Here is a 20,261-nt window from a genome sequence, read left to right as displayed (position 1 = left end):
AGCAGGGCTGGATTAGAACCTGTCGAATGTCTAATGGCTCGGCTTATTCGTCTAGATCTATCTGTTCAGTCAAATGAGCGTTATTTTCAATACCTTGAATCTACAGGGTTTTAGTGGTTTCAGCAGCGTCGCAGGCCGTCTCAGTCAAATGACCGGCAAATGAGCCCCGCGCCGGGGAAGCGCCAAAGCCGGGCCCTTAACCTGATTCACCCGTAACTAATCGCTCGCCAGTCAAATGACCGTCAAATGAGATCATCAGGCCCAGCTCGGTACATAGCGATAGACCTTGCGATTGGCCCTGGGGTCATACAGTCGGATCAGCCCTGCTTCGATGGTGTGTTTGATGATCCGGCTAGCCATGGCGCTATTACCTTCCTCGATCTGGAAACGCTCGCGCAGCGAGGTGTTGTTCATTGGCTCGCGGTTTACGTATTTCAAACAGCAGTGCTGGTAACAGGCGCGCACGCGGTCTTCCTGCTCCATGTCGCGGTAGTCCTTGTGGGCGAACAGCACCACGCGGATGTGTTCATCGGTTTGCTCGAAGATCGGGGCCGGCAGTTGGTATAGCTCGGTCTGGGCGATAACCTTGTCGATGCCGCTGCCGCGTTCTTCACAGATGCCGATACGACGCATGAAAGACGCCAGCACCTCGTTGCGGCTACGCGGCGGACTATCGAGAAAACGTTGCGGGTCGACCAGCGGCACGCCGGGGTTGGTGATCTCCATGCGCCGCTCGAACAGCTCAATCATCGGCCCGGTGCCGCTCAGGTTGAAGTCCTGGTGGATGATGGCGTTAGCGACCAGCTCACGCAGGGCCAATTCCGGGTACATCGGCACTTCCTGGCGGAAAGCCTTGCCGATTTCCTCGTTGGCTGGCAGCAGGGTTTTCAGTGTGTCGATCAGCCCCTCGAAGCCCAGAGCATAGCCCTTGTTGCCAGTGAGTTCGCGCAGGGTTTCCAGCTTGCCGTTGCCCTTGTAGTGGATCAGGCGTACGGCCTTGCGCCCTAGCGCAGGGAAGTCCTGCAGGCGCTTGGCGAACAGAATCGCGCCCAGGTTGCTGATATGCCATTGCCCGCTGTCGCTGCGCTGGATCATGCGGTCTGCCGCCAGTGCGGCGAGAATCGCCTCGCGACCCTCCGGCAGGGGCTGGTGAGTCAGGTCAAAGTAGGCCGAATAGTCGAGCAGTTTGAGCACCTGATCGACGCCGAGGTTCTGCGCGGCCAGTTGTTGCTCGAAGGGCACTCGGTCGAAGACGCGCCAGAGCGCCCGCTCCTTTTCCGGAAACTCGCGCAGCTTCTTCTTGTAGGAACCGACGCGGGTATATTCGACGCCATCGAACTGCACCGGGGTATGGCTGGCCGCCTGAACTTCCAGAATCACCACTGGCTGGCCGTCAGCGGCGGCAAACTCGAAAAAACGGAAGTGGATCTTTGGCGCGGTTTTCTGCAGCAGCCAGCTTTCCAGTTCCTGCTGTTTGTAGCGGGTGGTAGAGGGCTTAAAGGCCGTGCCGATCACCGCATGGCTGGCATCGTCGATACCCCACAGCAAATAGCCATATTGCTTGCCGAGTAGGGCGGCGGCATTGGCCAGCGCCGAGATGTATTCACCAATCAGTGGCGCGTCATCGTTGCTCTGCTTGAACTCCACCCACTCGGTTTCCTGCGGCAGCGCGCACAGCTCCCGCAGCAGCGATTGCAAATAGCTCAGGTCGCGCTCCACGCTCATCAGGCGATCTCCCGTTCCTCGATCTCGGCTGGCTCCACCACACCCGGCACCTTGATCTTGCCGGTGACGGCGCTATTGATCAGGGTGGCTTTGTATTCCTTGAGCTTGGTGATTTGTTGTTGCAGCAGCTCGATACCTCTTGCAATAAGAGCGCTCTGTGCGTCCACATAAGCGACGATCTTTTCTTGCTCGCCCCTAGGAGGTAAAACCACTAGGGCATTTTTTACATCATCAAGCCCCAAACCTTGCTTGAGGCCGTACTGTTCGAGAAAGAAGTATGTCTGCCCAACAGCCGAATAAAGAGTAAGCGCTAAGTACCTAGGCACAACAGCCTCAACCGGCCGAATCAGTGCCAAATGTTGATTAATGTACACCTCTCGCCCATCAAAAAACTCGGCAATAGCGGCCTTCCCAGTTTTAGCGCCAGTAATACAGACCACTAGATCATTGTTTCTTAGTCGCGTGCGCAGCCCTTCCGCACCAAGGCGGGGATTAACCCGAACTGCTGAGCCCCATTCAACGGCCATATCTTCGTTAAGATTACCGCTCTGCAAAAAGTAAGCTCCGTTCTCAGAAAAGAAATCTGACCAACCTCTAGGCCCAGAGGTGATGAAGCTTGAGAGATTCTTAACTTTTTGCAAATCCCAGTGCACAGGAATCTTGCCAATCCATTCGATACCGGAATCCCGCATGGGTGCATCAGGATTAAGGCCACGGGTTACTGCCAGCTGGATCAGTATCTGCTTGCGCTCTTTGAGCCGTTCGATTTGGCGCTCCTTGATCTGGATTGCCTGATCAATTTGTGCACCTTTGCAGTCAAGAAAATTAGCGATATTGGCCTGCTCACTAAGAGGAGGAAAAGCCAAAACGATGGACCGCATCTCGTCATAACGGGTCGTCCACAAGTCAGCAACAATGCCATGGCCGATTCTGTAAAACTCTTCAACAAACGAATAGCTTTTAAAAAAATACTTACAAAAATCCCTGTTTATACCGCGCGGTACCAAGACAATATTGATGAGTGATACAGAGCCATCCATCTCAGATACACCGCTAGAGCCTTTCCTGTCTGAGCGACTGTTAATAACAAAGTCGCCAGACTTAACCAGTTTGCGGTTATCGCCGTCATTAGTTTTTGCTGCGCTTTCAAGCTGAGGAAGGATCCCATTCTTAGTGACAGATAGCGGCGGAAAATCTTTGTCTGAAACCTTAGTGCGGCGTTCTTTGAAAAAACCGCCCAGTCGAGTTACTTCCCAGTGACTTGGAACAATTCCAAGCCACTGAAGATTCAAGTCCTTATAAAATTTATACGAGAGAAATTTCTCCAGCCCCTTAACCAAGGTTCACCCCCGACACATCCTTAACCTCCAGCCCTAAAATCTCCGCAATCAACCCCTCCGCCTGTTGCTCCAGCACCACAATCTCTCGCGCCACCCCGTCTATGCTGCGCAGCGGCTGATGCTTGTAGAAGTATTTGTTAAAGCTGATTTCGTAGCCGATCTTCACCGACTCCAGATTGATCCAGGCTTCCGCCACATGAGGCTGCACTTCGGCCTTGAAGAAGCGGTGGATGGAATCGGCCAGAGGGACGCTTTCGCTGTCGCGCAGGTCGGTGTTGGATTCGTAGGTAAAGAACTCGCCGGCCTTGCCGTTGGAGTAATAACCCAAGTCGGGCAGTTCGGCCTCACTGCAGCCCAGACGTTCGAGAAGCATAGCCAACTCGGCGCGGTCGAATTTTTCCACCTTACGGATGACCTTGACGGAATTTTCGTCGTACCAACTGACGGCATTGAGCAGTTGGTTGCGCTCGCTAGCGCCGAGCTTGATGCCGGCCTCCTTGTTCAGCTGCTTAAGCACCTTGTCCACCAGCTTGGCGAACAGGTTGAAGTCGTCGTATTCATCGCTGCCTATAGCCTGCATCAGGTAGTTAGCCACGGTGACCAGCAAGGACTGTTTGGCCCAGGTTTCGAGATTCAGTAGCTTCTTGCGCTGCTTGGCATTGAGTTCCAGGTCTTGCTCTTCGCACCAGGCGAGTATGGCCTTCTCATGGGTGGCCAGGGTTTCATCCTGATACAGCGCCTCGCCCCACTGTTGGTAGATCCACTGCATGGGCTCACGCAGGGCCTTGTCGAAACGCAGGGTTTCAACGCGCTCGGCGCTGAACTGCGCCTTGCGTCGGTCCGGTCGCTCGATGCTGACCTTGCGGTAGCCGAAGTCGCAGTTATCGAATACCTGCGCAGCAATGCCGTCGCCGCCAGCAGGGCGGTCGATGCTGGCGAGGTCAAGGTAGGTCTGGGTGATCAGCTCGATATGTTCGGAGGCGAACTCGCAGTTCTTGTTGCCCAAGTTCTTGCGCAGTTTGCGATAAAGCAAGCTGGCGTCGATCAGTTGCACCTTTCCCCGGCGCTGCGCCGGCTTGTTACTGGAAAGCAGCCAGATATAGGTGGTGATGCCGGTGTTGTAGAACAGGTTGTTGGGCAGTTGGATGATGGCGTCGAGCAGGTCGTTCTCGATCAGATGGCGGCGGATATTGCTCTCGCCGCCGCCCGCGTCGCCGGTAAATAGGCTGGAGCCGTTATGTACGGAGGCGATGCGCGAGCCGAGGCCGCTCTCGCCGGGAGCTTTCATTTTGTTGACCATTTCCATCAAAAACAGCAGCTGGCCGTCGCTGGAGCGCGGGGTGGCGTCCTGCATCTCTGCGTTGCCCCAGTAGTCCGCGAGGCTGACCTTGAAGCGCGGGTCGATTACATCGCCGCCGTCCTTGATGAACTTCTGCTCGCTGGCCCAGCTCTTGCCGTATGGAGGGTTGGACAGCATAAAGTCGAAGCGGCTGCCGGCGAATTCGTCCACCGAGAGGGTGGAACCGGGGCGGATATGAGCGGGGTTGTTGCCCTTGATCATCATGTCCGACTTACAGATGGCATAGGTCTCGTCGTTGATTTCCTTGCCGTACAGATGGATGTCTCGCTGAGTAGTCGAGTCAGGGTATTTCTCTTCGATAAAGTTCTGCGACTCGGTGAGCATTCCCCCACTTCCGCAGGCCGGGTCGTAGATGGTCATAACGGTGGGGAGACGATCCTTGATCGGGTCGAAGACCAAGTGGGTCATCAGCTCGATCACTTCGCGCGGAGTGAAGTGCTCGCCGGCTTCCTCGTTGTTCTCTTCGTTGAACTTGCGGATCAGCTCTTCGAACACATAGCCCATGCCCAGGTTGCTCAGGGCTGGCAGGCGGTTACCTTGTGGGTCTACACCGTCGTGCGGGGTGAGGTTGATCGTGGGCGAAGTGAATTTTTCCAGTACGTCGAGCAGCACGTCTTTGCTGGCCATGTGGCGCATCTGTGACTTGAGGTTAAAGCGACGAATGATATCTTTGACGTTGTCGCTAAAGCCGTCGAGGTAATCCTCTACATTGCTCAGGAGGATCTGCTGGTTGTTGGTAGCAGTCTTCTGCAGTTGGCTTAGCGTCCGCTTGCTGGTGTTGTAGAACACATAGCCGGAAGCGGCACGCAGAGCACTGTCGTCCAGTTCGGTCTGACTCATCTCAAATTGCTGAAAGGCCAGCTCTTCCATCACCTTGGCCTTGCTCGTCTCCAGCAGTGCATCGAGCCGGCGCAGCACCACCATGGGCAGGATAACGTCACGGTATTTGCCGCGTACGTACACGTCGCGCAGGCAGTCGTCGGCAATCGACCAGATAAACGAAACCAGTTTGTTGTGGACCGCGTGGTTCAACTGCAGATACTCCAAATCAAAGCGCCGAATAGCAGCGCTGCTAGGGCGGCTGTACGCACCCATTTACAAACTAAAGGAGCGCATCTTAACCAATGCAACAGCGCTTCTGGCAGCTGGGATCAGCAGTGGTGTCCTTCCTCTATACAGGACCAACATTTGCAACGGGCAGCTAGAACGCATAGGGGCGGGCTCCTTTGGGCTGCTGTCGTGGTTTGAATGCGCCTCTATTACATCACCAGTGAGGCCTGCAAATGCCACAAATTTGCCACACTCACCCCACGAATAGGGGCGAAAACCCGCTAACCCCAGCTAACACAACCCGTTGATTTCCCAGCTAATCCCCGCTAACGTATTGATTCTAAACGTCGACTTTTAGGACTCCGAAGGCAGGGGTCATGGGTTCGAATCCCGTCAGGTGCACCATCTTCTTTCCCTTGCGTCGCAGGGGGTCAGCGTTACTGCCAGATACCTGCTCAGGGCCTGAGAGTCGTTTTTGCGGCGATGGCGCAAACGACGGTGCGCAAAGCGCACCCTTCAAAAGCTAACCAGCCCAGCAGAAACCCCTCAAAATCAAGTCTCACGCCCAAGCCTTGTCACCCGCGATCAAAATCAATTGAGGCATCTTTGTCTGTTGGTCGGGCCTGGCCGCACTCCCTTTCATCAACTCATTGACCGACGACTGCAAGGCACGTCCTCGAAGTAGAACATCGAGCTGTCTGCGCAATGACAGCCCGATGCTCCAAGACGTGAGAAAGCGTTTGAAGGGCAAATAATTGGCTAGCTATGCAGCCCGAGCTTAGACGACAAACTTGCTAACCAACCCCTGCAAATGCACACCCAAACGCGCCAGCTCAACGCTCGAAGCTGCTGTCTGCTCACTCGCGGAAGCAGTCTGTTCGGAGATGTCCCTCACACTGAGAACACTGCGATTAATCTCTTCAGCCACCGCACTTTGCTCTTCAGCAGAGGCGGCGATTTGCTGGTTCATTGATTCGATGGTTGAAATCGAGCGACTGATGTTGCCGATTGAAGCCCCGGCATCCCGCGCCAGCTCGACGCTGTTGTCAGTCAGAAGGCGGCTGTTTTCCAGCGTGGTCGCAACCTGTGCGGTTCGGCTGTGCAGACCACCAATCAATGTCGCAATTTCTTCGGTCGACGCTTGTGTGCGCTGCGCCAGGCTTCTCACCTCATCCGCAACCACCGCAAAACCTCGGCCGGCTTCGCCAGCACGCGCCGCTTCGATGGCGGCATTGAGTGCCAGCAAGTTGGTTTGCTCGGCAACGGCCTTGATCACGTCGAGCACGCCGCCGATTTTGTTGCTCTCTTGCTTGAGCTCATCCATCGCGGTTTTCGAATAGCCGACTTCTGTGGCGAGTTTTTCGATCTGGAGCACTGCCTTGGCGACAACTGCATCACCATCGCGGGCTTCTTTGGAGGCGCTGACCGCCGCATCCGACGCCTGCTCTGCGTTCCTCGCCACTTCCTGAACCGTGGCGGCCATTTGGTTCATGGCTGTTGCGACTTGGTCGGTTTCGGTTCGCTGACTATTGACCCCTGCGCTGGTCTGCTCGGTGACTGCGGACAACTGTTCGGCAGCGCTCGCAATCTGAGTGACGCTATCACGCAGGCCACCAATCAACTGCCGCAGGTTGGTGGTCATTCTGTGCATGCTGGCTTGCAGCAGGCCCAGCTCGTCTCGCCTTTGCGTTATTTCGCTGTAGGTCAGATCGCCGTTGGCGACTCGATCAGCCAACTGCAGTGCTTCGCGAAGCGGACCCACGATGAGGCGGGTGATGACCCATGCAGCCAGTGCGCTGATGATGAGCGCAATGCTGAGCCATATGATCAACATCTTATTGGCTTGGCCCACATCCTCAATACGCAGCGAAACCTGGTTCTGCGCCAACTGATCGGCGGAAGCCAGCAGGACTTCGATGTTTTTGGTAATACCTGCCTGGCCCTGGTTAATGGCGGCCTGTGCTTCCGAAAACTGGGCAATGGCAGCCTGGTATTTATTCAGTGAAGCCTGAAAGCCTTTGATGGCGTCGGGTTGAAATCCAGCGGCTTGCAGGGATTGGGCGTTGTTTACGGCCGCAGCGATTGAAGCGTTCGCCAGCTGCTGCGCGTCAGGCTTTAGCGTGAAGGTGTACCCACGCACATCAAAGCGCATTTTCTGAAACAGCGTCAGCGCTTGTCCGATTGCATCTCGCTGTGCGGCCGTGCCCTCGGGCGAATTGGAGAGCGTGTCCAAGCGTAGCAGCACCTCCAATGCCTCATCGGCGGCGCTGCCAGACACGGCTCGGCTCGCTTCGCGCGTATGGGTCGCATTGATGATGTCGTTGTAAAAGCCCTTGTAGACCGTCATCGCGGCGGTCGCGGTTTTTACATGGGGAATATTGAGCTCGGAGTCGAGTATTTCGCGCAAATACGCCAAATGACTGTCGAGGTTGTCATAGGCTTTTAGCCAGGTGGCAGCGTTGGCGTCGTCAGAATTCTGGCCGTAGACCAGCCGGGCGATGCGCATGTCCCGCGTCAGCGTTGTGAGTTTCGCGATGTCAGACACGCGCTCACTTCGCTCGCTGAGTGAGGAGATGCCTGTCCACCCCGTGAGGGCGATAAGCACAGTGAATATGATCACCAGGGTGAAGCCGAGTACGAGCTTCGACCTGACGGTCATGTTGATTAATATGTTCTTTAGCATGGCGCCCTCTGAAGTTTTAGGTATTCACATAGGAGAGGGCCACTCCATGCCATTCCTACAGCCTTAAACTTCGGCCTGCCGCAAAAAAACTTTAGGAAAAAATCGTCCTTTCATACACTATCGGCGCAATAGGTTACTTGCTTCGCGGTATCTATTCCGGACGAAAAGTTCAAATTATTTTGCTTGTTTTTTCGTTGTCCGATGGAAGGTCGCCTGAGTCAGAGGCTGGAGATCAATTGCGGTTTAGAGGTCACGGCTGCTGCTTACTACGACCCCGCCCCCCAAGGATTAGGCCATTCAAGGCTAATAGTTGGCCATAGCGCTATCGATGGATGGGAACAGTTTCAGCCCACTACTAAAGACAGTTGTTCTTTTTGTTCAGCACGGATAATGCCACCCCGCTAGCAACTTTGCACTTCGATATAGGGTGCCGTCATAGTGAAAGATTCAGTGCTTGCGCTGATTACCGCTAATTGACCGTCACTTAAAATTCTTTACCGTTTAGAACCATTGTTTGGTGAACCGATAGAAACCAAACACTCATTCCAGCAGACCGACAGCTTGAACCAACTTCAGCCCCCACTCCACTCGTTCGGGAATGGCTTGAATCAGCTGTTCCCGGTCTCCACCCAGCAGTGCTCTGAGCTGATGGGGCGCGAACACCACGTCGATGAATTGAAGGGCCAGCGCATCAGGATCCGAGGGTTGGTCCGGGCCCGCCATGATGGCGGAACGCACTCTGGTGAATCCACCTTCCCACCCGATTCGATTCACTTCGGCCGCCAGCAGCGGGGTCCGACTGGAAGTGGCTAGCACCAGGCGCATCATGGCCAGGGTATCGGGTTGCAGCGCATGTTCGAGGATGCCATGGCCCACATGCCTCAGGCGGCCTTGGAGCGGGAGCGCGGGAATCGCCTCGGCGGGCACCAGCAAAGTCGCTACGTGGCGCCGCACCACGGCTTCGAACAACGCCTCTTTATTGGCATAGCGCGCATAGAGAGTGGCTTTGCTGGCGCCTGCCGCCCGGGCGATGTCTTCGCATGAAGTGCCCTCGACGCCTTTGGCCAGAAAGCGCTGCAGCGCAGCATCCAGCAATCGACGCTCGGCCTCGCCCGCCTGGCTTTGCCTGGGCCTGCCGCCTTTGGATTTGGTCGTGATCAACGTCATGGCCGGCAACTTACCGACCTCTTGTTTGCGCGTCAACTAAACGGTAACGTTCAGTTAATTCGGCGCAGGCAGCCGGCGCTCTTCACCCCCTTCACACCGACCAGGAAGGCTCTTTGTGGATCACACTACTGCTTTACCGATTGTGGTTGCTGGCGCATCAGGAGACTTGGGCCAACGCCTGGTCCGGGCGCTGGTTGAGCGCGGCGCCCATGTCATCGCACTGGTTCGACCAGGCACTGAACAAGCCCGGTTGACTGGTCTACCCAGCAGCGGCGTCACCGTAACGCCCGTTTCCCTGGATGACGCTCGGGGCCTGCGCGGTGCCATTGCCGGCGCGGGTTGCGTGGTGTCCACGCTCAACGGCCTGGAGGAGGTGATCATCAAGCAGCAAGGCAGGCTGTTGGAGGCCGCTGCCGCTGCTGGGGTGCCCAGGTTCATTCCCTCGGATTATTCGCTCGACTACACCCATACCCGCCCCGGGGACAACCGCAACCTGGACCTTCGCCGGCGCTTCGCCACCCAGCTCGATTCAGCCAACATCGCCGTTACCTCAATCCTCAACGGTGGGTTTCTGGAACTGCTCGAAGGCGACGCGCCTATCGTGCTTCCCGGCCGCAGAGTGCTGCATTTCGGCGATGTGCAACAGCTACTGGACTTCACTGCCAAGGACGACGTAGCCGCCTTTACCGCCGATGCCGCGCTTGATCACAACACGCCGCGTTTCCTGCGCATTGCCGGCAACAGTGTGTCGCCTGCGCAGATTGCCAACATCCTGACCGAGCTGACCGGGCAGCATTACCGCACCCTGCGCCCCGGGAATATCGGCACGCTGTCCGCCCTTATCTCCGTGGTGCGCGCGCTTACGCCTGCCAGTGAAAAGCCCTTCCCCGCCTGGCAAGGCATGCAATACCTGCGAGACATGATGAGTGGGCGCGGCAAGCTGCTCAATCTGGACAACGATCGCTATGGCCAACGTGAATGGGCATCCGTCCGTGACACATTGGCCCGTACCCATGTGCAAGGGACCAACCCATGACCCACCCTGTCGAGTCCTTTCCCCTTCATATCCCCCAGACACAACTCGACGATCTGGCCCAGCGCCTGGCGCAAACCCGCTGGCCTGACCCAGAAACCGTCTCCGACAACAGCCAGGGGCCTAGGCTTAAGCGTATTCGCGCGCTGGTCGAGCGCTGGCGTAACGGCTATGACTGGGGCGCCACCGAAACCCAACTCAACCAGTGGAACAGCAGCCGGACCGAGATCGACGGCCTTGGCATTCACTTTCTGCACATACGCTCGCCTCACCCTGACGCCCTGCCCTTGCTGATGACCCACGGCTGGCCAGGCTCCATTCTGGAGTTCAGGGCGATGGTTGGGCCTCTCACCGACCCGACCGCTCATGGCGGCGAGGCCAGCGACGCGTTTCATCTGGTGATCCCGGCGCTTCCGGGTTTTGGTTTCAGTGATAAGCCACGTTCGCCGGGTTGGGGCGTGGGTAAAACCGCTGCGGCCTGGGCGCAATTGATGGACCGTTTGGGATATGGCCAGCGCTGGGCCGCCCAGGGTGGGGATTGGGGCGCGGCCGTCACCACCGCCCTTGGGCACATGCGTCCGGCTGGCTTGGTCGGCATTCACCTGAACATGGTGATGTACCAACCCACTGAAGCGGAAATCGCGCAGGCCACTCCTGAAGAGCAGCGCATGTTGGCCGATGCGCAACGCTATGAGCGGGAGCTGTCCGGTTACATGAAGGTGCACAGCACCCGGCCGCAGTCGATAGGCTTCGCCCTGTCGGATTCGCCCGTTGGCTTGGCGGCGTGGGTTTACGCGCTGTTTCAGGACGCTTCCGACAGCGGCGGAGAGCCCGAGCGGGTCATCGAGCTTGACGCGCTGATCGACGACATCATGCTGTATTGGCTGCCTGATGCGGGACCCAGCTCGGTCCGTTTCTACTGGGAAGGGATGCGCGAAATGCAGCAGGAAGGCCCTGCACGCGCTGTGCCCATCCCAGCTGGGGTGAGCATGTTCCCGGGCGAGCTGCTTCGCCTGTCACGGCGCTGGGCCCAGGCGCGATTCGACGACTTGCGGTTCTTCGCTGAGGCCGAGCACGGCGGCCACTTTGCTGCGATGGAAAACCCGGCAACCCTCACCGCGCATGTGCGTGAGACCTTCCGCCTGCTGCGTTAACGGCTTCGCGGGCTTGGCGGGCTTCAGCGGGGTCACGCTTGGCTGGCATCTGGACGCTCTTGCAACCTGTAAAAAAAATGAGAAAAAATCCCTCACCTGTAGGAATATTCCTACTTATGAGGCTGCAGTGACGCGCGATGGAGCGTTTCGCCGCCCTTCAAGAACTTCGAGGAGTCAGCAACGCATAACAACAAGCAAGACCCAGGATATCCGGGAAGAAAAACACCACTCAAGGACCTCAAGGAAAACCAAAATGAACACGACAGATCAAGTACAAAGCCGCGACGGCTACAGCGAGAAATGGCAGCAACGTTTCGCATTTTTTGACGAGCATGGCGGGCCGAACTCCCCAACGTTCAAGCCCGCATGGCTGAAGCTGCCTCTCCGGCAGAGGATCAAGATCAACGCGAACATCATCGCGTTTTTCTTCGGCCCGATTTACCTGTTCGTCCTGGGCTTGTGGAAGAAAAACCTGACGCTGATCGGCATTCTGCTGGCCGTCAGCGTGGTGGCGGAAATCTTCTATTCCGCAACCGGCTTTGCTTACGCCAAACAGTTGGATCTTGCTATCGGTATTGCCATAAACGCCTTCTATGCAAGGACCACGAACTTCGCCTACTACCTCAAGGAAGTTAAAGGCGAACAAGGCTGGAACCCGTTCAAAGGCTGCTAACGCTAAGACGGACCACAGAGCGTCGTCACTTTCATTGCCTCGTTGTGTGAAAGACGAAGCTCTCTGCCATGGTGTTGCGCCGGCAATGCCATGGCCATTCAAAACCCCCGCAGCCAGTCCTGCGGGGAGAGCTACGCCAACACCACAGGTAAAGCGTTCGATCGCCACCTTCGCGACTAACGCAATGCCAGCAGCGCATCCCGACGAACCCCCTCCAGCGCAGCACCCTTGACCTAAAGCCGCGCAGCCTTTCGCCGATACTTTTTACCTACAGCGTCATTTTCATTTAATCGGACAGTCACACAGCAGTCCCGCAAGGAGCACGTTCGGCATGATCGTCGGTATAGATCTCGGCACCACCAACAGCCTGGTCGCCGTCTGGCGCGATGGCGGCACGCAATTGGTCAGCAACGCGCTGGGTGAGCTGTTGACGCCCAGCGTCGTCGGGCTGGACGACGACGGACAGGTGTTAGTGGGCAAGGCCGCGCAGGAGCGGCTTCAAACTCATCCGGGCACAACCACGGCGCTGTTCAAGCGGCACATGGGCAGCGCGCATGAAGTCAAGCTCGGCGCGCGCAAATATCGTCCGGAAGAGCTGTCCGCGCTTGTGCTGAAAAGCCTGAAGGCTGACGTCGAGCGGGCGTTCGGCGAGCCGGTGACGGAAGCGGTGATCAGCGTGCCTGCGTATTTCAGCGATGCGCAGCGCAAGGCGACCAAGGTGGCCGGCGAGCTGGCGGGCTTGAAGGTCGAGAAACTCATCAATGAACCGACTGCCGCAGCGCTGGCCTACGGGCTGCATCAGAAAGAAGGCGAGACCTCGTTTCTGGTGTTTGACCTGGGCGGAGGCACCTTCGATGTGTCGATCCTTGAACTGTTCGACGGCGTGATGGAAGTGCGCGCCAGCGCCGGGGATAACTTCCTCGGCGGGGAGGACTTCGACAACGTGCTGCTTGAGCACTTCGTGGCGCTGCACAAACAGGAGGTCGAATTTCCAGCCGCATTGACGGTGAGGCAATCCCTTCGTCGCGAAGCCGAGCGCGTGCGTAAAGCGCTAGGGCAGGAAGCGAGTGTTGATTTCGTGCTGCGTCATGTCGATCGCGAGTGGCGCAAGCCGGTGACCCAAGAGCAACTGGTCGAGCTGTACGCTCCCCTGCTGGACCGTCTGCGCGCGCCGATCGAACGAGCGCTGCGTGACGCGCGCATCCGTGTCGCCGATCTGGATGAAATCCTGCTGGTGGGCGGCACTACGCGCATGCCGCTGATCCGCAAGCTGACCGCCAGCCTGTTCGGGCGCTTCCCTTCCATCACGCTCAACCCTGACGAAGTGGTCGCTCAAGGCGCGGCGATTCAGGCTGCGCTCAAGGCGCGCGACTCGGCGCTGGAAGAAGTGGTGCTGACGGATGTGTGTCCTTACACGCTGGGCATCGAAACCACCCAGCGCATCGGCGAGCATTTCGAGAGCGGCCATTACCTGCCGATTATCGAGCGCAACACGGTCGTGCCGGTAAGCCGGGTCAGGACCGTCAGCACCCTCAGCGATCATCAGCAATTCGTCATTGTGAAGATCTTTCAGGGCGAGAGCCGCAAGGTTAAGGACAACGTGGCCTTGGGCGAACTTGAGATCAAGGTGCCGCGCCGGCCCGCCGGTGAAGTCGACCTGGACGTGCGGTTTACTTACGACAACAACGGCATTCTCGAAGCCGACGTGCGCATTCCGATGACAGGGGAAGCGCACACGCTGGTGATCGAAAACAACCCAGGGGTGCTGACGCCTGCCGAGATTCAAGAGCGCCTCAAAGCGCTCGACTCGTTGAAGACGCATCCTCGCGAGCAGCAGGTCAACACGCACATGACGGCAAAGCTCGAGCGCCTGTATCAGGAGTACATGGGTGAAGCGCGCGAGATGGTTGGGGCATGGGCCAGCCAGTTTCAGCACGTGCTGGAAACGCAGGATGAGCGGCAGATCAGCGAGGTGCGCAAGCGGCTGAGCGAGCAGGTCGAACGCTTCGAGCGAGGGGAATGGTAAGCGACATGAACCCTTGGACTTTGCTGGGCCTGAGCGACGATGCCGATGAGCGGACCGTCAAACGTCACTATGCAAAACTGCTGAAGGTCACTCGGCCGGACGAAGACTCGAAGGCCTTTCAGCGGTTACGAGAAGCCTACGAGCGCGCGATTGAGTTGGCGCGAAACCGTGCTGAAGAAGATGATGATGACCACTCGCCTACGGTGACTTTGAGTCTTGCGTCGGAGCTTTCGGCGCAGCCCGTGACGTCTGCGCACAATTCGGGCGATCTCGTACATCCGGCACAGGATACCGACGCCCTGGCGCGGCAGGCTGCACGCCTGCTGGTTGAAGAAACCACCGCAGAAAACCTGCCGCATCAGCATCAGCGCGCGGTGGAACAAGGCTGCGATTTGCCCTTCCAGCAACGCTTGCTCGATCGGTGCCTGGAAGCAGATTCGTCCGACTGCGATCTGCTCAAAGCCGCCGTCGACCACTTGCAATGGCTGACGCCGTGGCAGTCTTTGCGCATCAGCGCAGACCGGGAAATCCAGCTGACACAGCGATTGCTGGACAGCGAAGGCGCGCGGCTCGAACACGCGTTGGCCGAAGGCAAAGAGCGCCAGTTTCTTGCGGCCTTGCAGGAGCTCGCTCAGCAACCCTGGCTGGCCTCTCTGGAACGCCGCGATCAATTGCAGCGCTGGGCGATGTTCTTCCTGCACAACTACAAAGGCTGGACGGCTGCGCTGTTCGACAGGGTCTGCGAACTTTTTGCGTGGGATGACCGCAAGGGCGTGTTTCCCGAGCCGGAATTTATCTGGCGAAATTTGATCGAGCGATGCGAGAAGTACGCCTACATTGAACATTGGCAGCGCCTGCTGGCGGGCGGCAAGACTGACAGCGTTGAAGAGAAGGCCGCGCGGCTGGTGCTCCAGCCCGGCCGCAAGGTTGATCGGCTGCGACTGGCAAGATTCTGCAGCGCGGATGTGTGGATCGCCTGCGAGCAGCTGTGCTCGACGATCAACAATCGCTATCCCGAAATGCTAGAGGTTTTCCCCGAAGCGGATCTGCAGGGCTGGAGAACCTTACGGGTTGATCCGATGAACCCGGCTGTCTGGACGTGGATCTGCTGGGTGCTGTTCACGGCTCTCTTCATGATCCCGAACGAGATGATGAAGGGCGAGCTGGACGGGGTAAAGGCGGCGGTGATGTTGCTGATGTATCCGCTTTTCATGACCGGCCTGTGCCGAATCGCCATGCGCGCCTGGCGCCCGGTGTGTCTGGCCATCGAAGAAGCTGATGAATGGATCAGCGACCTGCTGCTTCCGGAGTGGCTGCATTGGCCCGCGTCGCAGGCACTCGTCGTTCGGCACGGCGTGCCGCTGGTGCTGATCGGGGTGCTCCTCTCGTCCCAAGGACCTGCCGCGCAACTGTGCTATACGCTGCTGATGCTGGCCTGGATCTTTCTATCCCCCTACCGCCACCCGCAAATTTACGCCCCGATTCGCCAAGCGGTAAGAAGGTTCCTGCACGTAAACGCGCGCAAAATTTTCATGTCGATCATCGTCATAGCGGCCTCTGCGATCTACATGAGTCTCCACCCGATTGCACCGAACCCGGTGCAAACCTCCGGATCCGGACACGTTGCGAAAGCACTCCCCGGCCAGCTCGACTGCAGCAGCGAGCAGGCCATGGAACTGATGGATAAGGAGTGCAGAAACGCGGTGCTGCCACAGCGCTGCGCGAGCTATACGCGAGAGCAGAAGATCAGCCAGTGCTGGCGGCTTCGGACCCGGTTGCAGCGTGAGCTGGACATTCAGACGGCGCCGGGCCATTAGCCTGGACTGGCCAGACCATTCGACATGGAGTAAACGTGTCGGATGCTCTGGCTCGCTGATTGCAGCCCGTCACGATTTCTACGGCGGCGGGCGGATCGGGGAACATTGAGCGCTGAGGGAGCTCACACCTCTTGCCTTTGAACCGTCCTGTTGGTGACCCCCTCTATGGAACACGTACTCCCGGAAGCCTGGCTGAACGCACTGCCGTTGCCCTGGCTCAACACCTTGGTGGCCGCCGCCTTCGCGATTTGCATCGCACTGTTGGGACGCTGGATCGCATTGGTGTTGCTCCGTCGCGTCGCCAAGTCGTTCGTCTTCGCCCAGCAGCTCATTCACCGCGCCGAACCGCCGACCTTGTGGCTGATCCCGCTGCTGGCCCTGCAAACCGTGTGGACGTCTGCGCCTGATGATCTGATGTTGATCAAGGGTGTTCGGCATTTGAACGGCATGCTGGTGGTGGCCGGGTTCACCTGGCTGGCGTTGAGTTGCGTGAAAGCCATTGGCGAAGCGGTCGCGATCCGAAACCCGCTGGACATCGAGGACAACCTGCAAGCCCGCCGGATTCAGACGCAAGTGCGGGTGCTGGTGCGCTGCCTGAATGTGCTGGTGTTGTTGTTCGGTACCGGGCTGATTTTGATGAGCTTCCCGCCGGTGCGTCAGATCGGCACCAGTCTGCTGGCGTCGGCAGGGCTTGCGGGATTGGCCGCCGGTTTCGCCGCCAAGCCGGTGCTGGGTAACTTGATCGCGGGTTTGCAAATCGCGATATCCCAGCCGATTCGCCTGGATGACGTGGTGATCGTTGAGGGCGAGTGGGGTCGCATTGAAGAGATTAGCGGCACGTACGTGGTGCTGAAGATCTGGGATGAGCGGCGGATGGTGATTCCGTTGCAGTACTTCATCGAGAAGCCCTTCCAGAACTGGACGCGCAGCACGTCGAGCCTGATTGGCTCGGTGTTTCTGTGGGTGGATTACGCGTTGCCACTGGAGGAGCTGCGCGAAGAAGCGGAGCGCATCTGCAAGGAAATTCCGCACCTCTGGGATGGCCGCGTCTGTGTGCTACAGGTCACGGACACCACCGACAAAGCGATGCAGTTGCGGGTGTTGTTGAGTTCGGCGGATTCATCGCGCAGTTGGGATGCGCGATGCCACATGCGCGAGCGGCTGATCAGTTTCGTCGCACGGCAATATCCACAGTGCCTGCCTCAGCTGCGTGCGGAGATGTCTTCGCGCACCGTTCAGCCGGAACGCGAAGGCCACGAAGCGCCCACGGAAATCGCGCGCCAGCCGCCAGTCTGAACACCTTATGGGAGCGAACTTGCCCGCGAAGGCGGTGTTGCTACCCCCAGAGGTTCTGGGGATACGCCGGCCTCTTCGTGAGCAAGCTCACTCCCACAAAAAACAGACGCCGTAGCGCTCAGATGGAAGCCACGCTGCCCACTCACTGCCCGCCGCTGAACATCACAAACTTGCCCATCATCATTGCGGCAAACTGTTGCGCCGGCATCTTCACGCCGTTGAAGTCCACCACGTCGTTGGCGTAGTGCAGGCTGGACACGATGTTGTCGCCATCGACCTTGCCCATTTGCAACATGACCGCCATGCCGCCTACCGAATCCGCTGCGCCCTGCGCCTGCTGCGCGATGGCGGCGGGGTCGGTCAGACCGGCAGACTTGGCGCGCAGTGCGGCCAGATCCTTGATCATCGGCTTGGAGAGCACCAGCTTGGCGTCCAGCTGGGTCAGCAGCTGCTTGAGCAATTCCGCGCCTGGCTGATCGAGTGCCGAAGGATTGGCCAAGTCCATCGACAGGCTGAACTGGCTCTCGCCGCTGGCTGTTTTCAGTGAAAGCTTTTCCAGCTCGATATGCGGCTTGGCACTCAGCAACTTGCTGACTTCAGCCTGCACCAAGGCCTGATCAGCCGGGCTCAAATGTGGCGTGTAGGTTTCACCCACCGCCGCGGCGGCCTGGGCTTGAGGCTGCACTTTCTCCTGATAGATCTTCATCAGTGCCTGGGTTGAGGCGATGTCGAAATTGCCGAACTTCCAGAGCATCTGCATGGCGCCAACGTCATTGCCATTGAAGCTGACGTTGCCGATGTCGTAGGTCACCTGCGCATTCAGGTTGCCTTCCACTTCCTGCAACAGGCTGGTGTTGACGAAGTCCTTGAAATGAATGGCCGGCTGGCCTGCCGCCTGGAACGTGGCCGAGGCGATTTTCGCGTCGGTGTGGCCCAGGTAGAAACCCGATTTGCCTTTTGTGCCACCGGTGTTGAAGGTGAAATCCTTGAGCGTCAGATGCACCGGGCCTTCTTCGGAGGTGGCGGTGACGTCGACGCTGCCCAGCACACCGTTGGCCTCAAGCTTCTGGCCATCGCCCGAGCCGGAGGCATTCACGGTGAAACCGGAAAACTTGAACGCGCCGGTCTGATCGGTGAATTCAAACGGCAGCAAGTCCACCCGGCCCAATGCGGCGCGGTCGTAGCCCATGCTGAAGTGGCCGGTCAGCGGCGGCTGGCCGTTGGTCATGGCAAACCATTTCTCGGAGAAAGCGTTCTTCTCAATCTGCACGTTGCTGGCGGCCATTACCGGCAGCAGTTGCAGCGATTTCACGCGGCTCCACGGCAATGGCCCGTGCTCGATGTTGTCGACAAACAGCAGCTCGACCGGCTTGCCCTCATTGAATTGGGGGTCCTGGATATTCAGCTTGTAGTGCGCGGTGCTGGTGAAGAAGTGACGGTCAAGGGAAAGGAGCTCAACACTCGCCTTGCCTTCATGCCCGACGAACGCGGCTTGAAGCTGCTGATTGCCTTGCTGGATGGCGTCGTTGAGCGCGCCCTCCAGCCGTTTTCCGGTGTACCAGGCGCCAGCGGTAACGAGGACGCCCGCAACCACAATGACGCCTACGGCGATGTTGACTGATTTTTTCATGTGTCGACTCGAAGATGTCCGTTCTTGAAGAGGTCTTGCCTTCCTTGACCCCGGAGGGTTTCGGCGCCACACAGAGCGGCCGTGCAGCACCTTGCGCTGCCGAGAGCCCGGCGAGATTAGCACTTGGCGAGGACGTTTTGCAGCCGTTGCGCCTAGCCACGACGTTCGCAGAGGCGTTAGGCTGGACGCCAATTTGCTAAGGGAATCGATGAGATGAGCGACGTGCAAAAGCCCAAGGGTCCGGTCAAGGCGGTGATTTTCGACATGGACGGCCTGCTGCTGGACACCGAAGGCATCTACACCGAAGTGACCGACACCATCGCCAAGTGGCACGGCAGGACGTTCGACTGGGCGGTGAAACAGCACTCCATTGGCCGCGGCTCCCAGGATTTCGCCGAGTACGTGATCAGCGCGCTTGAGCTGCCGATGTCTCCCGAGGAGTTCCTGACCGTTCGCCAGCCGATGCTGGACGAGCGCTTCCCGCACGCCGTGCCGATGCGTGGCGCCGAGGCACTGGTGCGTCACCTTGCCGAGCACAACATCCCCATCGCGGTGGGCACCAGTTCTTCCCTTCACTACTTCCACGCGAAAACGAGCAATCACCGCGCCTGGTTTGAGCTGTTTAAAGACGTGGTGACGGCAGATCACGCCGAGGTCACCGCGGCCAAGCCTGCGCCGGATATCTTCCTGGCTGCGGCGCGGCATCTGGGCGTGGACCCGAAGGATTGTCTGGTGTTTGAAGACTCGCCTTTCGGCGTCACCGCTGCCAAGACCGCAGGGATGTATGCCGTGGCGGTGCCTGACTCGCACATGCCGGTCGAGCAATATGCGCACGCTGATCTGGTATTGGGCTCGCTGACCGAGTTTCCGCTGGAAGATTGGGGTTTGCCGGGCTTTAGCAACTGATTATCTGCGCATGCGTAGGCGCGCTTGGCCTAGATTCTTGTGGGGGAAAAATCGAGGCCATGCGTTCGCGCTGAAAATTCCTACCGGGCATATCCGTTCAGACGGGCATATTGATCAATTGCATCAACGCTATCGTTCGCCCCATGAATCAGGTCAGACATTACCTCAGCGCAAACGGCGACGATCTTTATCAGCAATGGCTTGATGAGCTCAAAGATCGATCCGCGAAAGCCAGAATCACCACGCGCATCAACCGGGTCGCTGCAGGCGCATTGGGCGACTGCAAGCCTATTGGAAGTGGCGTGTGGGAATTGCGGGTCGATCACGGACCGGGTTATAGGTTTACTACGCCCAGGCAGGTAAGCAGCTAATCTTGCTGCTTCTGGGAAGCGATAAGCGCC

General features: G+C 58.2%; 14 protein-coding genes and 1 pseudogene. 8 read left to right on the top strand and 7 right to left on the bottom strand.

What is annotated here, in order from left to right; all coding sequences use genetic code 11:
• Positions 1-255 precede the first annotated feature (255 nt).
• The 6 genes and pseudogenes from BBI10_RS18530 to BBI10_RS18510 form a co-directional block, all read right to left on the bottom strand.
• A complete protein-coding gene (locus BBI10_RS18530) occupies positions 256-1,725 on the bottom strand; it encodes an ATP-binding protein (RefSeq protein WP_065990950.1) in 1,470 nt (489 codons plus the stop codon).
• On the bottom strand, positions 1,725-3,065 hold the full coding sequence (locus tag BBI10_RS18525; protein WP_208600761.1) for a restriction endonuclease subunit S: 1,341 nt from the start codon (positions 3,063-3,065) through the stop codon (positions 1,725-1,727). The genes BBI10_RS18530 and BBI10_RS18525 overlap by 1 nt, the downstream gene beginning before the upstream one ends.
• Positions 3,058-5,457 carry a type I restriction-modification system subunit M gene (locus BBI10_RS18520; RefSeq protein ID WP_065990948.1) on the bottom strand — a complete coding sequence of 800 codons (2,400 nt, stop codon included), beginning with the start codon at positions 5,455-5,457 and terminating at the stop codon, positions 3,058-3,060. The genes BBI10_RS18525 and BBI10_RS18520 overlap by 8 nt, the downstream gene beginning before the upstream one ends.
• Before the next feature lie 796 nt (positions 5,458-6,253).
• Complete coding sequence (locus tag BBI10_RS28685) at positions 6,254-6,967, bottom strand: methyl-accepting chemotaxis protein (RefSeq protein ID WP_410930507.1); 714 nt, start codon at positions 6,965-6,967, stop codon at positions 6,254-6,256.
• A 141-nt stretch (positions 6,968-7,108) separates the two neighbouring features.
• Positions 7,109-8,134, bottom strand: a pseudogene (locus BBI10_RS28680) (methyl-accepting chemotaxis protein); the annotation flags it as partial.
• 564 nt (positions 8,135-8,698) lie between these two features.
• Complete coding sequence (locus BBI10_RS18510) at positions 8,699-9,325, bottom strand: TetR/AcrR family transcriptional regulator (protein WP_065990944.1); 627 nt, start codon at positions 9,323-9,325, stop codon at positions 8,699-8,701.
• Positions 9,326-9,440: 115 nt separating this feature from the next.
• Between BBI10_RS18510 and BBI10_RS18505 the strand changes: the two genes are divergently transcribed.
• The 6 genes from BBI10_RS18505 (at position 9,441) to BBI10_RS18480 (ending at position 17,324) form a co-directional block, all read left to right on the top strand.
• Positions 9,441-10,361, top strand: a complete 921-nt coding sequence (locus tag BBI10_RS18505) for an NmrA family NAD(P)-binding protein (RefSeq protein ID WP_065990942.1) — start codon at positions 9,441-9,443, stop codon at positions 10,359-10,361.
• Complete coding sequence (locus BBI10_RS18500) at positions 10,358-11,512, top strand: epoxide hydrolase family protein (RefSeq protein ID WP_065990940.1); 1,155 nt, start codon at positions 10,358-10,360, stop codon at positions 11,510-11,512. Before BBI10_RS18505 ends, BBI10_RS18500 begins: the two co-directional genes overlap by 4 nt.
• A 253-nt stretch (positions 11,513-11,765) precedes the next feature.
• Entirely contained in the window at positions 11,766-12,185 is a 420-nt protein-coding gene (locus BBI10_RS18495) for a DUF2628 domain-containing protein (protein WP_065990938.1), read from the top strand.
• 331 nt (positions 12,186-12,516) lie between these two features.
• Entirely contained in the window at positions 12,517-14,211 is a 1,695-nt protein-coding gene (locus BBI10_RS18490; RefSeq protein ID WP_065990936.1) for a molecular chaperone HscC, read from the top strand.
• 20 nt (positions 14,212-14,231) lie between these two features.
• Positions 14,232-16,028 (top strand): J domain-containing protein, encoded by a 1,797-nt coding sequence (locus BBI10_RS18485; RefSeq protein ID WP_065990934.1) that lies wholly within the window; start codon positions 14,232-14,234, stop codon positions 16,026-16,028.
• 165 nt (positions 16,029-16,193) lie between these two features.
• Positions 16,194-17,324 carry a mechanosensitive ion channel family protein gene (locus BBI10_RS18480; RefSeq protein WP_065990932.1) on the top strand — a complete coding sequence of 377 codons (1,131 nt, stop codon included), beginning with the start codon at positions 16,194-16,196 and terminating at the stop codon, positions 17,322-17,324.
• A 142-nt stretch (positions 17,325-17,466) separates the two neighbouring features.
• Here the strand turns inward: BBI10_RS18480 and BBI10_RS18475 are convergent, their stop codons facing one another.
• Positions 17,467-18,954, bottom strand: coding sequence for a YdgA family protein (locus BBI10_RS18475; protein ID WP_065990930.1), 1,488 nt, complete (start codon positions 18,952-18,954; stop codon positions 17,467-17,469).
• Between the two features lie 213 nt (positions 18,955-19,167).
• On the opposite strand from BBI10_RS18475, the gene BBI10_RS18470 reads away from it, so the two are divergent.
• Positions 19,168-19,860, top strand: coding sequence for an HAD-IA family hydrolase (locus BBI10_RS18470; protein WP_065990928.1), 693 nt, complete (start codon positions 19,168-19,170; stop codon positions 19,858-19,860).
• Between the two features lie 143 nt (positions 19,861-20,003).
• Complete coding sequence (locus tag BBI10_RS26745; protein ID WP_208600760.1) at positions 20,004-20,231, top strand: type II toxin-antitoxin system RelE/ParE family toxin; 228 nt, start codon at positions 20,004-20,006, stop codon at positions 20,229-20,231.
• The last annotated feature ends 30 nt before the right edge of the window (positions 20,232-20,261 follow it).

This window comes from Pseudomonas graminis, assembly GCF_001705435.1.
Classification (GTDB): domain Bacteria; phylum Pseudomonadota; class Gammaproteobacteria; order Pseudomonadales; family Pseudomonadaceae; genus Aquipseudomonas; species Aquipseudomonas graminis_B.
Note: the sequence above shows the minus strand (reverse complement) of the source record. Positions and strands in the feature narration are given on the sequence as shown.

What these genes read in the sequence shown, in the direction of transcription:
- BBI10_RS18530 (WP_065990950.1), bottom strand. Translation starts at nt 1,725, where the DNA reads ATGAGCGTGGAGCGCGACCTGAGCTATTTGCAATCGCTGCTGCGGGAG.
- BBI10_RS28685 (WP_410930507.1), bottom strand. Translation starts at nt 6,967, where the DNA reads ATGAACCAAATGGCCGCCACGGTTCAGGAAGTGGCGAGGAACGCAGAG.
- BBI10_RS18510 (WP_065990944.1), bottom strand. Translation starts at nt 9,325, where the DNA reads ATGACGTTGATCACGACCAAATCCAAAGGCGGCAGGCCCAGGCAAAGC.
- BBI10_RS18500 (WP_065990940.1), top strand. Translation starts at nt 10,358, where the DNA reads ATGACCCACCCTGTCGAGTCCTTTCCCCTTCATATCCCCCAGACACAA.
- BBI10_RS18495 (WP_065990938.1), top strand. Translation starts at nt 11,766, where the DNA reads ATGAACACGACAGATCAAGTACAAAGCCGCGACGGCTACAGCGAGAAA.
- BBI10_RS18490 (WP_065990936.1), top strand. Translation starts at nt 12,517, where the DNA reads ATGATCGTCGGTATAGATCTCGGCACCACCAACAGCCTGGTCGCCGTC.
- BBI10_RS18480 (WP_065990932.1), top strand. Translation starts at nt 16,194, where the DNA reads ATGGAACACGTACTCCCGGAAGCCTGGCTGAACGCACTGCCGTTGCCC.
- BBI10_RS18475 (WP_065990930.1), bottom strand. Translation starts at nt 18,954, where the DNA reads ATGAAAAAATCAGTCAACATCGCCGTAGGCGTCATTGTGGTTGCGGGC.
- BBI10_RS18470 (WP_065990928.1), top strand. Translation starts at nt 19,168, where the DNA reads ATGAGCGACGTGCAAAAGCCCAAGGGTCCGGTCAAGGCGGTGATTTTC.
- BBI10_RS26745 (WP_208600760.1), top strand. Translation starts at nt 20,004, where the DNA reads ATGAATCAGGTCAGACATTACCTCAGCGCAAACGGCGACGATCTTTAT.